The organism is Jannaschia seohaensis, from assembly GCF_900116765.1.
Lineage (GTDB): Bacteria > Pseudomonadota > Alphaproteobacteria > Rhodobacterales > Rhodobacteraceae > Jannaschia > Jannaschia seohaensis.
In genome coordinates this window covers 270,222-284,475 of the sequence record NZ_UETC01000004.1, presented here as the reverse complement: position 1 = coordinate 284,475, position 14,254 = coordinate 270,222, and the positions used below count along the sequence as shown (strand labels likewise).

General features: G+C 61.4%; 14 protein-coding genes and 3 pseudogenes. 6 read left to right on the top strand and 11 right to left on the bottom strand.

The features are described from left to right. Positions 1 to 41: 41 nt before the first annotated feature. Positions 42 to 2,084 carry an anti-phage ZorAB system protein ZorA gene (zorA, locus tag DTQ71_RS11615; protein ID WP_109564449.1) on the bottom strand — a complete coding sequence of 681 codons (2,043 nt, stop codon included), beginning with the start codon at positions 2,082 to 2,084 and terminating at the stop codon, positions 42 to 44. A gap of 157 nt (positions 2,085 to 2,241) precedes the next feature. On the opposite strand from zorA, the gene DTQ71_RS11610 reads away from it, so the two are divergent. Then, positions 2,242 to 2,508, top strand: a complete 267-nt coding sequence (locus DTQ71_RS11610; RefSeq protein WP_109564448.1) for a hypothetical protein — start codon at positions 2,242 to 2,244, stop codon at positions 2,506 to 2,508. A 489-nt stretch (positions 2,509 to 2,997) separates the two neighbouring features. Here DTQ71_RS11610 and DTQ71_RS11605 read toward each other — a convergent pair whose 3' ends face one another. From DTQ71_RS11605 to DTQ71_RS11580, 7 genes and pseudogenes are all read right to left on the bottom strand, one after another. Then, positions 2,998 to 4,041 (bottom strand): tyrosine-type recombinase/integrase, encoded by a 1,044-nt coding sequence (locus DTQ71_RS11605; protein WP_170125410.1) that lies wholly within the window; start codon positions 4,039 to 4,041, stop codon positions 2,998 to 3,000. Positions 4,042 to 4,152: 111 nt separating this feature from the next. Next, positions 4,153 to 4,599, bottom strand: a complete 447-nt coding sequence (locus DTQ71_RS11600) for a helix-turn-helix domain-containing protein (RefSeq protein WP_109564446.1) — start codon at positions 4,597 to 4,599, stop codon at positions 4,153 to 4,155. A 7-nt stretch (positions 4,600 to 4,606) separates the two neighbouring features. After that, a complete protein-coding gene (locus tag DTQ71_RS11595) occupies positions 4,607 to 4,822 on the bottom strand; it encodes a helix-turn-helix domain-containing protein (RefSeq protein WP_109564445.1) in 216 nt (71 codons plus the stop codon). Positions 4,823 to 4,903: 81 nt separating this feature from the next. Then, complete coding sequence (locus DTQ71_RS11590; RefSeq protein WP_109564444.1) at positions 4,904 to 5,731, bottom strand: hypothetical protein; 828 nt, start codon at positions 5,729 to 5,731, stop codon at positions 4,904 to 4,906. Next, the gene (locus DTQ71_RS24295; protein ID WP_245947460.1) at positions 5,724 to 5,882 is read right to left on the bottom strand and encodes a hypothetical protein; all 159 of its coding nucleotides are present in this window, start codon (positions 5,880 to 5,882) and stop codon (positions 5,724 to 5,726) included. The genes DTQ71_RS11590 and DTQ71_RS24295 overlap by 8 nt, the downstream gene beginning before the upstream one ends. A gap of 55 nt (positions 5,883 to 5,937) precedes the next feature. After that, positions 5,938 to 6,249 (bottom strand): annotated as a pseudogene (locus DTQ71_RS24900) (DUF3987 domain-containing protein); the annotation flags it as partial. 269 nt (positions 6,250 to 6,518) lie between these two features. Beyond that, entirely contained in the window at positions 6,519 to 7,400 is an 882-nt protein-coding gene (locus DTQ71_RS11580) for a hypothetical protein (RefSeq protein ID WP_146204846.1), read from the bottom strand. A gap of 222 nt (positions 7,401 to 7,622) precedes the next feature. Between DTQ71_RS11580 and DTQ71_RS11575 the strand changes: the two are divergent. Continuing rightward, a pseudogene (locus DTQ71_RS11575) lies at positions 7,623 to 7,925 on the top strand (IS630 family transposase); the annotation flags it as partial. 925 nt (positions 7,926 to 8,850) lie between these two features. Here the strand turns inward: DTQ71_RS11575 and DTQ71_RS11570 are convergent. Further along, complete coding sequence (locus DTQ71_RS11570; protein WP_170125409.1) at positions 8,851 to 9,351, bottom strand: autoinducer binding domain-containing protein; 501 nt, start codon at positions 9,349 to 9,351, stop codon at positions 8,851 to 8,853. Between the two features lie 122 nt (positions 9,352 to 9,473). Between DTQ71_RS11570 and DTQ71_RS11565 the strand changes: the two genes are divergently transcribed. Beyond that, a complete protein-coding gene (locus DTQ71_RS11565; protein ID WP_109564440.1) occupies positions 9,474 to 10,091 on the top strand; it encodes a helix-turn-helix transcriptional regulator in 618 nt (205 codons plus the stop codon). Positions 10,092 to 10,205: 114 nt separating this feature from the next. Next, positions 10,206 to 10,871, top strand: coding sequence for an acyl-homoserine-lactone synthase (locus tag DTQ71_RS11560; protein ID WP_109564439.1), 666 nt, complete (start codon positions 10,206 to 10,208; stop codon positions 10,869 to 10,871). Positions 10,872 to 10,949: 78 nt separating this feature from the next. Here the strand turns inward: DTQ71_RS11560 and DTQ71_RS11555 are convergent, their stop codons facing one another. After that, positions 10,950 to 11,615, bottom strand: a complete 666-nt coding sequence (locus tag DTQ71_RS11555) for a cold-shock protein (protein ID WP_109564438.1) — start codon at positions 11,613 to 11,615, stop codon at positions 10,950 to 10,952. A gap of 993 nt (positions 11,616 to 12,608) precedes the next feature. Here DTQ71_RS11555 and DTQ71_RS23170 point away from each other — a divergent pair. After that, positions 12,609 to 12,788, top strand: coding sequence for a hypothetical protein (locus tag DTQ71_RS23170; protein WP_146204845.1), 180 nt, complete (start codon positions 12,609 to 12,611; stop codon positions 12,786 to 12,788). Positions 12,789 to 12,915: 127 nt separating this feature from the next. On the opposite strand, the pseudogene DTQ71_RS11550 reads toward DTQ71_RS23170, so the two are convergent. Continuing rightward, positions 12,916 to 13,259, bottom strand: a pseudogene (locus DTQ71_RS11550) (integrase core domain-containing protein); the annotation flags it as partial. Positions 13,260 to 13,265: 6 nt separating this feature from the next. On the opposite strand from DTQ71_RS11550, the gene DTQ71_RS11545 reads away from it, so the two are divergent. Beyond that, entirely contained in the window at positions 13,266 to 14,192 is a 927-nt protein-coding gene (locus DTQ71_RS11545) for an endonuclease/exonuclease/phosphatase family protein (RefSeq protein ID WP_109564436.1), read from the top strand. The last annotated feature ends 62 nt before the right edge of the window (positions 14,193 to 14,254 follow it).

Below are 14,254 nucleotides of genomic sequence, written 5' to 3'. Positions count from 1 at the left end.
CTCCTCCGTGCGTGCCCGGTTCCGCTCTAGCCTGCGCATGCTCAGCGCCTCTGCTCAGGACGGAACCTCTCAGCCTGGTCAACGATCTCTCGCATCGTGTCCAGCGCAGGTGCCAGCTCGCCGTTCATCTTGCGGACATGCTCGGCGAAGGTGTCGAGTGATGTCCTGACATGAGAGGCAAACTGAGTGAACGCCACGCCAAGCTTGTCGTCCATGTCATCGATCTGTTCACGCTGGCGCTCCATATGGTCCAGCGCCTCCCCCAACTTCGTGAGGGAGGTCTCGATCAGTTTCTGCTCCCCACTCAGCGCGGCTTTTGCTGCATCCAGAACCCGCGCGGCGTTCTCCGCAGTCTCCCTTGAAGACTTGGTGACGGTCTCGGCGGCCTCCGCAGTACTCTTCGCGAGCCCATCAGTCGCGGTTTCGATCCGCTCCACGCTGCTTCGTACCGGCCCTGTGGCCGCATGCAGGTCCCTCGACGCAGCTATGAGAGTTTCGGCCGCAGACCGGGTCGTCTCTCCGCCGGACTTGATGTGACCTGCCGCGGTCGCGATCTGACCGGACCCGTCTTTCAGCCGGTCCGCCAACTTGTCGAACTGGTCCACTACCTCGGTGATCGGCTCCACCAGGTCGGCCCGGATCTTTTCGCGGAACTCGTCCGTTGCGGACAGGAGGTCCTGCCCGCTACGGGTGACCAAGTCTGCCATCCCGCGGCCCGCCTCCGAGATCGTCCCTTCGACCTCGGCGCCGGCCGTTTCCATCCGGGAGCGGACCGCTTCGGATCCGCTGGTAGCGGCGGCGTCGAGCTCCTCGCGGAACGTTCCGGCGGAGGCGCGCATATCCGCAGCCGCCTCTTTCAGTGCATCCGTCCCTTCGGCGGTGTTGTGTCGAATTCCCTTGAGCGTCTCGTTCATAATTTCGAGGAGCTTCTCTGCGCCAGCGCTCAGGGTTCCGTCCGTCGTTTCAGCCGCGGATGCAAGACGGGTAGACAGATCCTCTGCCGCGTTGGCGAGTTTGCCTATGGAGGCCTCCATTTCCTGTCCCATCTGGCCGGAGCTCCGGTCCATGCGTTCGGATAGGCTCGCAATCTTATCTCCCGCGGCGGAAAGCTGCGCGCTTGCGTCGGAAAGGGTCCGACCGATGTCTTCCGAGAAGCGTGAAGACAGATCAGTCACCATTTGGCCGACCCCGTCGGTGCCGGCCTTGCCGACCTGGTCGAGCAGCGGCGCCATCGCTGTACTGATGGAACTGGAAATTGACTGCGGTATTTCCGTTTGCATGGAATTGTTTAGCTCGGCGACAAGTGTTGTACCGATCTCCTGGAAGCTGTCCTTCTGGCCGCGGGCGATCTCGAGCTGCTCCATCGCGACCGCCTCGAGGCTGATGAAGCTCAATCGAGTCTCAAGATCGGCGCAGAGTGCGTGGATCCGACGATCCACCCGCCCCGTGAGCGAGCGAAGGACGATAGTGAAGACGATAGAAGCCAGCAGTCCGGTCAGAGACATGATGAACTTGGCGGATGCCGCCCCTAGAAGATTGCTGAGGCCATCGCGCATATCTCCCTCAGCATTCTTCAGTTCTCCCTCCATCACCTGAAGCGCCGAGATCAGTCCGAGAAACGTGAGGAACAGCCCGACCGTCACAAACAGGCCTGGCATGTAGCGGAAGAACCCCGGGCCGAAATGAAGATCCTCAAGATTGAAGAAGCTCGAGGGGCGCACACTGTTTCGCAAGACCGGTGGATCGGCGCTCTTATCCTCTATCAGGGTCTCTCGAAACTCGTCCCAAGCGGCTGTGATATGGGCGTAGCCGCTTCGGGTGCGGACCTTTTTGGCCTGCTGACTGATCTTGTTAATCTGGGCGGCGAACGCGGCCTCGTTTTTCGTAGTCCGAATTTCACCTCCTAGCCATTTGAGGGCATTCAGTTTTCTGTGAGAACTGATACCCACAACCAAAATGGAGACCAGGAGCCAAATCAAGATCCCGATCGAAACCAAGCCGGGCGCCCGGGGGGTGGTCAGGAAAGATGATGCCCAGAAAATAAAATCTGACATCTTCGATCCGATGTCTAAAATAAACTCCAACGCCTTCTTCCTTCCTGCGCGTCGTGGCCTTGTTGCACGAAGCCTGCCTGGGATTCACGTCGTGAGTCCAGAGACATAGCTGAAAAGTTCCGGAAACCTATCTCCCTGGGCGAGATGCCGCGAGTCAACGCCGATAGATGCAGCGGGCGCAGGATTGATGGAGAAGCTGGCGAGGTTCTGGAGCGCTGAGGACCGGCCAGCGGAGATCTGCGAAGGGGCCGATCCCTTGGAGACGCTGAACGCGGCCGTGGGTTTCAAGATGTTCCGGCCCAACCAGGAGTACACCGCGGGGTGCAAGCGCTCGCCGAAGGGCGGGTGTCTCGATATGGACGTTGTGCCCAGGTCCCGGATGCTCATTTTGGAGAGCCTGCACGGGCTGACTCTAAAGGCGACGGGGAAGATGGTGCGAGACCGGCTCAGCTAGATGCGGTATTGCGGTCTCGGCACCGCCGACGCGGTGCCGGACGCGAAAGGGCGGCATCTGCGAAAAGGCTGTGTTTCCCACGGAGGGTCACGGCCATCTGTGAGGGCTCTTGCAGGAGAGGCGAGATGCGGTTGGCCTTCGCGGAATCGGAATGTCGCTTCCGCTCGTCGCCCCTGGACGATCCTTTTGGTCTGGTCGTGCGGCACCCGAGCGCAGTAGCGTCAAGACCAGCAAGTGTTTGCCCGCCTTGATGTGCCTGTGGGCAGTGCTCGGATCGTGACAGCCTCCACGCTCGCTGGCTGGCACGCTGCCACAGACAGAAAGATATCTCACTCTCAATTTCCTGTAGTTCGAAGAACGTTCGGACTCGGAATTCGCTTTCGCCACTTAATTTTTCAAACATCTGTTTTATTATCTTATTTTGAGACCAGAGCAGGACGTTCCTACACTTTCCCCACGCCTGGCGTCCGTTGCTTAGGCCGGTACGGATCATTCAAGCAGGTCATCCTCGGCTTGACCGGTGATCAGAGCGCGTTGGCGTTCGCGGCTGATCTGGCCGTAACTGCGCAAGGTTGTCAGGACATCGGTGTGGCCGAGGTTTTGGGAGGTGGCGACCAGTTCGGCGACAGACTTGGCCGTCTTGGCCGCGTGGCGGGCCAGCATGTGTCGAAACGCGTGCGGGCCGTAGTTGGGAAGGCCGGCGGCCTCGAATGCCGCCCGGACGATCTGGCGGACGGGTTCCGTACTCTTCCATGGACGGCGCTCGAACCCACTGGCGGCAAACCCGGAATTGGCGCGCGGCGCGATGGCGGTGGCCGGAAACAGCGGGTCGTCCGGGCCGTAGAGGGCGGTTTGATCTAGATGCGCCATCCATGCCGCCAGCGCGACCTCGGCCTCATCGAACCCCTTGGCGAAGAAGGTATCGATGCGCTTGCCGAACTTGGTGGCCACCTCGCGCGGGTTCTGCATGACCGATTTCTCGACCAGATCGACATGTTTGAGTCGCAACGACACCAGCGCCTTCACGCGGATGCCGGTCAAAATCAGCAACGCGACCACTGCCTTGTCACGCATCTCGCGCGGCGTCCCCGCGGGCATTAGAGACAGCGCGCGCCGTGCCTGCGTCGGGCTTGGCGCGGGGCGTTCGGGAGCGGCGCGGGCCTCGGCTTCGTCGCGGCGGGACAGCCGGAAGTAGTCGGCATCGGCGGGGCGGATGCGGCGGCGAAATCCGTCTTGCTGCGACAGCCATAGGATGAACTCGCGTAGCGTGCCCATGATCGCGCGGGTGGTGGATTTGCTGAACGGTCTGCCGTCGCGCCCCCTGGCCTGATCCAGATGCCCGCGGAAGCCGATGGCCCATTCGACATGGAAGCGCGCGAAATCCTTGCGCCCGTTCCAGACATCGAAAGTCTCCAACGCGGCTAGTTCACGGTCCAGCGTCTTCTCGGACAGTTGCTTGGCGTGTTTGCGGAACGCCATGAACTGACGCTTGACGCGTTCGTTCTTCTCAAGCGGGCGGGCTGCGGGTTTCATGGTACCAGGTCCTTTCGTCAGCATGATTTGGGCGTGCTGGAAAGCGTGCCGATGGAGGGGGACGCGAAGCGGAAAAACAGGGGGGAGACTGTCCAACACCTTAATGTGCTCTCATGCCTCATGATCAGCAGGCGCCGGTGACGTCGGATGCCGCGTGATTGCAAGCTCGAGGCGGCGCGCGATCAGGGGCACCTGCCCCACCGGCACAGGCTTGTTGACCACGGTTTCGCAGGTGGTGCAGAGCGCGGTCAGCATCGCCCGCCCCTCGCGGATGGTGCAGTCGGCCATGCCGCCCGCGGGCTTGCGCGCCGCGCGGCAGGCAAGACAGTAGAATTCGTCCATGGTGACCTTGATCTTTCGGCGGGCGCGGTGCTGCCGAATGAAAGCTTGCAGCGCATCGCCGCGGATCAGCATCGGGCGGTCGTCATCCATCGCCTCAAGACCCGCCCCGATCCAGTTGCGCACGGTGCGGACAGAGACGCCGACCGTCTCTGCCGCCTCGTCCACTGTATAGCAGCGCAGCGATTTAATGCCTGTCAGGCGGGCTTGCTTCGGCATTTACGCCTCACTTGCCCCCAGCGGTTTCGTTACGCTGCAACCATTCGCGCAGCGCCTCCAACGTAATCAGACGGCGCGTACCGATCTTAACGCTCTTCAACTCGCCCGAGGACAGGGCAGCATAGAGCGTCGTGCGACCGATACTGCACAGACGAGCTGCCTCGTTCGGTGAAACAGCCATGATCTGAGGCACTTGGTTCAAGATTTCGGTGATGTCCGCCATAGCCCATACTCCTTTGTTTGAGTGCGGGCGGACGATGGCGAACGGCAGGTGGTCCAAAACACTGGCGCGGTTATGGACCAGTTATGAACCACCCCGCGCGGCAGACAGGTGGCGTCGGATGGTTGAACGGGACGGCTGTGGTTCGTTGGGGTGTTTCTGCTGGTATTCGGCCAGAATCGCGCGGACTTCCGCGTTATTGCCCACCTCAGCCTGACTGCTCGTAGTGCGATCCGCGATGATCGCCCTGATGCGCTCGCCATGAAGATTCGGGCGCCCACCTTTGCGCGTAATCGGAGCATTGACGAGCGTGGTCGGATCGGCGTCGGCGACCAGACAGCCGCGCGCCCCATCGAACCCGATCACCTGATCGAGCGGAGCTGTGGTCATGCCCGGCATTTGGAGCGTGCCATGTGCCGTCAGAACCAGCCCGAAGCGCCTGCGCACCTGATCGCGCAATGCCGCGTCCAGCAAGTGCAGGTCATCAGAGGTCTGTAAACGCGCGCAGAAATAGACCCCAACGTCCGCCGCCTCGGTTCGCACGGTTCCGACATGCCAGATGCCATCGCCAATGTGCCGCGGTGCGCGCTCGCGGCACCCCAGCGCACCAGCGATCTGCGTCGCCAACACTTCAAGATCAGGCGCGATGGCGATCAGGTCGCCGCGGGCCATCGGCACGAAACCAGCCTCGGGGCAGACATGGCCGTAGGTGTCACTTTCGTAGAGGACGGGCGCTTCGTGGCCAATATCGCACGCCTCGCATAGGACCGACGAAACAAGTCCCTCCCGTCGGACCAGACCCGCAGTCACGAGGGGGCCATAGCCGTCGCAGTCGCGATAGCTGTCTGCCGCCACCTTCCCTCCCTGGGCGATGATGCCGCTCAGTAGCGCGATGGGAGAGACGTCAGTCATCCTCGATCAGGTCAACGCCCTGCGCGGGCGGCGCCACCAGCCCCCAGCGTTCCAGCAGGTCCAGCGCATAGCTCCGGTCTGCCTCCGTCGTGTTGGGCAGGGTTGTCGTGTTCGGCGTGCGCAACGTGACCGTCAACGTTTTGGCCCGCATGGGCATGCAGGATCGTGCCCACCTTCTCCACGGTGGCGTCACGGATCACTAGACGTGGCAGATGCGGCGGCTCGCCCGTGCGCGCGTCCTCGGGCAACTCCGGCGGCTCGGTGCCCTTCTTCAGCGCCGCCTTGACGGCAGCCTTCCATGCCTCCGCCTTTACCTCCGCCAACTTGGCGGACTTCGCCCATGCGTCCCGCGCGTCCTCGGCCTCCCGGCGCAAGGGCCGCTCCGCCGCCTCCAAGGGCGCCAGAACGGAGGCGATGGCGGGCGACTTCCCCGCGCTGGGGTTGCCTATCGCCATCGTCCAGAGGGTCGGCGGCTCGGACCACCCCGGCCAGATCGTCACCCAACGCGCGTTGCCCATTGCGGCGGATGCCACGGCAAGAAGCGCAGCCAAGACATAATCGGCGGGCGCGCCCGCGCCCTCGGCCGTCGCCGCGACCCATGCGGCCGCGCGGGGCGACAATACGTCTTTCAGCGGTAGCGGCGGAGCGGGCGGCAGATCGGGCGAAAGGAGCCGCATGTCCGGCGCGGGCCAAGCGTTAGGGTCAGCAGCCTGCACGGCCATGGCATCAGACGGCTCCGGCTCGCCGTCCATCGGATCAGGGGCCGGAACTGATGGCGCGATGGGGATCAGCATGAGCCGCCCTCCCACAGTCCGGCCAGCACGGCCCTCAATGCGGTCTCGCGGTTCCCGCCGTGCTCGAAGTGAACGAAAAGATCGAAGGCATCGCCGTAGGCCGCGCCTGCTCTCGAAACCGCCCCCAAGCCTGAGGACGCGTCGGAGGCGGACAGGCTCACCCACCAGTCGGAGGCCGCGCGGGTGGCGTAGGACTTGCTGGTTTGCATCGGACTACGCCAGTCGCAGGACGCGCCCGCCCGGAGGTACCCGTAATGCGCCAAAAGATCGGGAACCGGATTTGCCGCGTTGAATGCTTCGATGGGCGATGGTCCGTCACGTAGCTGCTCAAGCCGTTCCAGACGCAGCCTCTCGGTCCGGGCGTGCTGCGCTGCCTCGGCCGCGGCGCGCAAGCTCCGGTCGGCCTCACGCTGCCGGACCACCGCGCTTGCGGTCAATGTCAGACGCGGCGGGTCGCTCCGAAGCGAGTAGGTGTAGAACGCGCCCCGGTTTGGGGTGTAGATCAGTTGTCCGGGTCGCGTCAGAGCGGGATCGCAGGCAAGGCCCTCGGCGTCCAGCAGTGCAAAGAAGGCGGCTTGCGTGTCCGCGTAATCAGCGCCCGGCAAGGGTCCCTCCAGCGGCACCAAGGCTCGCCATTTGCGGGCGTCCTCGGTGGCGGAGCGGCTGGAGTAGACCAGCCACCGCACGTCCCCCAAGACCGCCATCAACGCAGCTTCCACGGCCTCCAGCGAGGGGTTGCCGCTATCGACGTCCACCGGCAGCGCCCAGAACGTGCCCCGCTCCGCCTGCGCAGCATGGGACCGGGCGTCGGGCTGGGCGTAGCTGGACGCAATGAACCACCTCGCGTTGTCCTTCGGAACGCACGGGGGGGCCATCGCCATCCGTGCAATATCGATCGGGGCCATCGTCGGGTATGGCTGCCCTGCCCCCTGTCTCGGGTTGGGTCTGCCATCTCGCAGGAACGGCGCGCGGGTGCTCGAGCTCGGCGGCGCCTTCGTTGAGCGCCTCGAGGGTCGTCTCCCATACGACAACGCGATGTGTGAAAGCTTCTTCGCCACCTTCGAATGCGAGCTTCTCGACCGGCACAAGTTCCGGACACCCACAAGACGCCAGAGGTGAAGGCCTGGCTGTCGCAGCACCCGCGCTTCCGGCTGCACTTCACGCCGACCAGCGCGTCCTGGCTGTACCTCGTCGAACGGTTCTTCGCCGAGATCACGGCCAAGCGCATCCGGCGCGGCAGCGACACCAGCGTCGGCGACCTGGAAGCTGCCATCTACGACTACCTCCTCCAGCACAACGCCGGCCCGAAGACCTTCACCTGGACCAAGTCGGCCCAGAACATCCTCGCCCGCGAACGCCGCGCCCTCGACGCCCTCGACGAAATCAGGGGGAACAGGTAGCGAGCGTCAGACTCGGCACACTAGAGGTCTCTAGCCCATAACCGTCCACAAAACCGGGGGAACTCCAACATTCGTTACAGTTCACCCCGCCACGCGCACCCAAGCCGAGCAACTGGCTAACCGATATTCCTTGCAACCATACTCGCGACAAAACGGAAGATACCGGACAGAACCTTTCGCCTTGAAACAGCTCCCTCTCACTAGAGGCGCTGTCTGTCTCAGCGAAGCGACACCACTTAGGCTGTCCGGCATCCGTAACACGAACACCACTTATCTTAACTTATAACCACTTACAAACATGTGCCGCCTGAACTTTCTAGCAAACGGAATGACCCGGGGCTGCATTGCCAAAAGTTCAGGCCCCACTCATATTCACGAACGCTCTGTTTCAGATTGGGCGACAGGCGAGCTTACGTCGGCCTCCGCTGCTCTGCTCCGATAGGGCCGGACCAGAGCATGAGGCGGCCACCCCCCTCCCGGCCTAGTCGAGGGCCGGGAATGGCCGTTGACGCATCGTTAGCTCCAACATTGTGACGCGAATAGGCCCCCAGGAAACCGCATGTCGGTCGAACTGTTGTCAGCGTGCAAGTCGATAAGTTACGGAAAATTGGTAATGCTCGATGTTGACGATACTTCACGACGAGACCTTCATCGCAGGGCGGCGGACATCGACCGCCTGGGCAGAAGGAGTTAGCATAATCGCGCTGGAGCGAGCCACCTGCTTGCTGGCGCGCGCCTTGATCAAAGAGGGCTTCGACCCACGGACGCCCACACGCCTCGTCAAAGCAGATCCTTATCTCTCCAGTCCGCCCCATCGCGTCGATGGTCTGACCCTGTCCCTCGCCGCAGAGATAGATTTCTTCGGCGACCCAGACGAACCTGCAGACCTTTCGCCTAGGGCGACGGCAGGCCCCATCAGACGGGCTTAGGAGCCGCCGTGGGATCCCCTGACGGACAAAGAGGCTGCGAAGCGTCGGATACGCTCGTCCTCTGGAGAATCCGCTTCGATATCGGCGGTGATCTCGTGCATCTTGCGGAGCCTTCCGGAGAGCTCCGCCACGGTCGCGTCGTCGAAACGTTCGCCTGGCGTGGCGAAGCTGGCCAGGGATCGGGAGCTATCTGTCGCAAACGAAATGGAGACGCCCTCGACCAAGCCGTGCAAGCGAGCCTCGTTGATGACGCCGCCCGGGTCCGAGCGCTCCAGATCGGACCAGCGTATCGCGCCGGTGTTCTCGACCCCCCAGCGAATGGTGGGATCCTGCAAGATCAGACCTTTGCGCGAGTACACCTCCATCCACTCACGGGGATATGCCTGGAAGATGTACTTCGACGTCGTGAAGCTGAGATGGAGCCCGATGGCGTATCCGCTCGGACTCATCTCATCGAGGCCATCGAACAGGCCGATGAGCTGAGTAGCTTTATCCATGTTTTCGTCCCTCGATCGACCTTCATGAGGGGCCATACTACGCGCGCTGTGCCCACCGTCGCTTCTCGTTATCCGACTGGGAGTAGGCGACGCAACGCCGTTGTGACCGAAGGTTCTTCGACATGACGGTCACCGAATCCCAGATCCGGGACTACGGTTTCGATGAGATGGCGAATGCCGGATTCTACATCGCTTTCCGGATCGAGTTCCTGCTTCCTGAATTCGAGTATAACGATCTACCACGCCCATGGGTGCACAAGTACACCCAGCAGGGTCTGCTGATGATGGATCCCGTACTCCGGTGGGTCTATTGCAACGTGGGCTCCATTCGATGGAGCGAGATCGACATTTCTGATACAGCCGGGGTCCTGCGGGAGGCCGCGCGATACGACCTCAACTTCGGTGCGGCGATCTCGATCCGGGACGAACAAGATGCGAGCATCAGAAGCTTCGGAAATTTTTGCCGCTCCGATAGAGAGTTCGAGCCGAGTGAGATAAAGGAACTCGAGCGCAGGCTGGAGCTTCTGTTTTCCGATCTGACAGCGCCGGACGACGTCACCGAAGCCGAGACTGAGGTCCTGGCCGCGATCAGAGACGGAGAGCTCATCAAGGAGATCGCATTCAAGCTCTCCATCTCGGAAGGGGCCGTGAAGCAGCGCCTCCGGAGCGCCAAGGACAAGCTCGGTGCGCGGACGACCCCGCATGCGGTCTCCCTGGCGGTAGGATACGGCCTGCTCTGAGCGCCTGTGTGATTAATACCTCACTTGACGACCATGACGCTCTCACCTCCGGTTAGACGTTAACATTTACCTAAGATATCTGCCTTTTTAGCCCAAAAAGGGCACGAGCAGCAGATGCGCAGCGTAACGTTCGACATGTCGACCATGCATTTGCATGGGTCTGCCTTCTATGACTTTCTCAAGCTGAGGAAGAGTTTCTTCGTCGACCAGTTGGGCTGGCGGCTCCCGACCGATGGGATCGTGGAGATGGACCAGTATGACACGCCTTTGGCGAAATACTCCATCGTCCTGGAAGGCGGGCAGGTCATCGGGGGCGCGCGCTGCCAACCTTGTGATGCCTCCTGGGGCATTTACACCTATATGCTCAACGACTTCTCCCGGGGACTCATGGCAGGAGGCCCCTCGATAGGGTTCGATCCGGCGGCCTACCCGCCAGAGAAGACTTGGGAGGGAACCCGTCTCGTTGTGTCCGATCACTTAAGGTCGAGGCTTCGCAGGATGCAGTGCCTGGCCCTCATCATCGATGGCTTGGTCCGGATCGTCACGCAAGCGGGTGGCACCTCGTTCCTCACGCTTTCACCTCTTCCCTTGCAGCGAACCGCAGCTCTGGTCGGGCTACAAATCGACCGACTGACCTATCCGGTCGTCAGCGAGGACGATGGACGCGAATATGCGGTCTTCCGCTGCAAGGCGGAACGCGCCCTGGGACGTCTGGCCGAATTGGGAATAGACGCCGAACTCGGCGAAGTTATCGAGACGCGCCTCAACCGGATAAGCTAATTCGGCTTCCACGCTTCTGAGGCATCCAGATGTGATGATCCTCTCTCCATCAGCGTCGGGCCTCGCTGACAGCCGTTGTCACAGTTTGCCTTCGTCTTGGTGAGACCTTGAATCGCCTTCCAAGGATGTCGCATCAGAATGGGCGACTGTGGGTGGCGGGAAGTTCCAACGCCGAACTTCTACGGCCACGCGACCGTTCTCACGATCGACGGCACGCAGACAGATCGCTTCAGCAGGCGCCAATTTGGTTAAGCCAAAGCGTTGCAGGACGCTGGCATGCAGGAAGACATCCCTGTCGTCGCGAAAGGTGTTTGCGAAGCCGAAGCCTTTCGTGTGATCGAACCACTTTACGCGCGCGGGCAGATAGGGCACGGAACTGTCGACTGGCCGTGTGAGGTCGGTCAAATCATGCCCGGTACCGACAGGGCCGTCTGGGTTCGGCGTTTTCACGGAGATTAACTCGACGGCCTGCAGTCCGCGAGCGCGATCCTGAACAAGAATCCTGACCAGACTTCCGCTGCTGATCGAAGTTTGTCCGAACTCACTAAGGACGTTGGCATGCAACAGTATATCGCAGTCTACCTCTTCGGACTGCACGAAGCCAAAGCCTCGCTCTGGATCAAACCATTTTATCCTACCCCCGACAATACGGGGCTCCTCCTCCCGACCGAATTCGATCGCCGGCACACAGTGCTGCAAGCGGTTCTCCGAAGCTGAGTCTTCGGCTATTCCCTTGTTGTTCATAGAACTGAATGCGTTCCGCGCAAGGCGAGGCAAGGGAATTACAGGGGAGCATTTCGCCAAGTTGACCGTACCTGTTTTCGACCTTGAAAACGACATGGAAGCCCGATTGCAGACCGGACAATAAGCGGGCACGGTGGCGACTTTCGGGCCGTTTTCGCTCTCTTTTGCGACAATTCTATGCATGCGCCTGATCCATAGCTGCCGAAGACAGCCGTGGCGTGTAAAGTGCAAAGTCCCCCCGGCCCGGATCAATATCGCCACGTTGCGAGATCCTCCCCACTCTGTCCATTGTACACATATGCAGCAGATATGGGGACAGAGGTGGCTCGGGATTAATGAGGAACCACTGAAAACCCGCGCGATCGAGGTCACCGGAAACCATATCGGCGACGTGCCATTGCTGACGGACCTGCTCGGCTAGATCCCAGCGGACGAACGGCTCAGCAGCATTAATGCCGAGGTCGCCTAGGACACGCGCAAATGCTATGACGCCATTGCCGACCGCGGCGCTCACGCCATGATCCTACCCGAAGCAACGCGATGCCATGGACGGCCATCTCAGCCGTCACCATGGCCCGAAACAAGGCCGTATGTACCGAGAATTTCTCAGCCTTGCGCTGTGGAGACGACGATCGTGGGACAGGCCCGCCGTCGGTCCCAGGGTGGCCCGGAACGATACCGCCGCCGGAGTCACGTCGAGACAAAGATGCACAGCGTGCCGCCGTTAGCCTAGCGCCCCATGGCGCAGGACTTCAACCGACAGACGACCAGATGCAGGTCACTTGCCACCGCCTGAATGTTGGCCGATTGTCATCGGTTTCTGCTGTTTTCGACCGCCGCGGCCAGAATTGTTTTCGGAAGGTCCGGCGAAATGACCAACTGGTAATGTTCATCGCGTCGCCTCCCACCGGTATCGTGATGAGAGTAAGCGGTCGTGTTCCCGCCAGGGCGACACGCAAGAGCGTAACGAGTGTGTATCGAGTGATGTGTCAAATGACGGTAAGTGCAACGAAGATCAGAAAAGCCGATCTGCTACCGAAACTGCCTTCGCAGGAGGAATTCGATCTTCATAACCGCAAGGCGGCTCCGCAACGACGCGGAGCCGTCGCCAAGCTTCTCAACTGGATGCCTCGTTTCATGCGTGCGCTGAGCCCGCTGGGCCAGAAGGCCTGACTTCAGTATTTCTTACCTGTCGGAAGATCTGCCTCCTGGGTCAAGCTGGCCTGCCTTCGGTAGCGCATGAAAAAGCCAGGTGACCCGCTCCCCTTGTTGTCCTCGATAAGAAGCTGAGTCCGCTCCGGGTTGGGTCCCTCTCTGACCTGTTGAAATATTCCCGCGGCGTGAGCCCGTCGAGGCGCGTATGCGAGCGGTGATGGTTGTCGTCGTCGCGCCATGCCGCAGTCAATCGGCGGGCAAGGTGCGGACCACCGAAGAGGTGCGCGTTCAGGTATTCTTCACGGAGCCGACCGTTGAAGCTTTCCCCAGCGAGCGGCGAGCCGCCATCAGTCCGAGGGCGCCGCGAGCTTTCTGCATCGGTTTCCCAGCCATGATGTAAGGGCACTCGACACGGCGCTCCTCCTGCTACTTCGAGAGGACGATTGCAGTAAGCTCGGTGCAGTTCACGCTGACCACCGTGCAGGGATAGGCGCCATGCGAATAGCGACCTTCAACCTTCAGAACCTACGGCTTCGCACCCGCGACGGACGCCCAACGCTTGACGGCGCTTCGGATCAGGATCGGCGGGAGATGCTTCGCCCGACTGATCTTGCGCGTGCTGACAGGGTTGAGACGGCAAAGGTCATTGCGAGCGCCCAGGCGGATATACTCGCCCTGCAGGAGGTCTTTGACCTAGCGGCGTTGGACTTCTTCCACGACCGGTTTCTGCTTGCGGCGGGATTGCCTGGGTATCCTCACCGATACTGCTTCAAGGGAAACGACGGACGCGGTCTGAACGTCGCCGCAATGTCGCGGCAACAGCCCGTCAGCACAACGAGCCATGCGGAACTGACGGGAGCCGACCTAGGGCTGGCAGACCTGCCCGCCGACCTGCACGATCGTCCAATCTTTCGGCGCGATTGTTTGCAGCTCGAATTTGGCAGCGTCACCCTCTTCGTCTGCCACTTCAAGGCTCCGTATCCCGACGCTGCAAAGGCACGTCTCGTCCGGGAAGCAGAAGCCCGCTCGGTTCGAAAGATCGTCGAGGCGCGCTTCGCGGACCCTATGAGCGAACGCTGGATCATTCTCGGTGACTTCAACGAGCCGGCGCGCGCGGACGTTATGTCGAGGTCAGCACTGCAGCCGCTCAAATCAAACTTCGCGGTAGACTTACTTGATCGGCTCACGCCGGGAACGGATTGGACCTACGACATGCCAGACAAGCATCTCCATTCGCGACCCGATCGGATCTTCGTCTCACCCAGGTTGGCCGAGGAGTATCCAGATGTCCGTCCGCATATCATCAGGTCAGGCATGCAGCCGGTGCGACAGATTTCGCCGAATTTTCAACCTTTCTGGTTAGATAGCGGACCTCATGCAAGTGATCATGCCCTAGTCTACGCGGACTTTCCGGGCTTGTAGTGCGCCAGACCGCTTGAACCGGGTAGGCCTGTCAGACGTCATTCCCTTTCAGGATCAAAGTG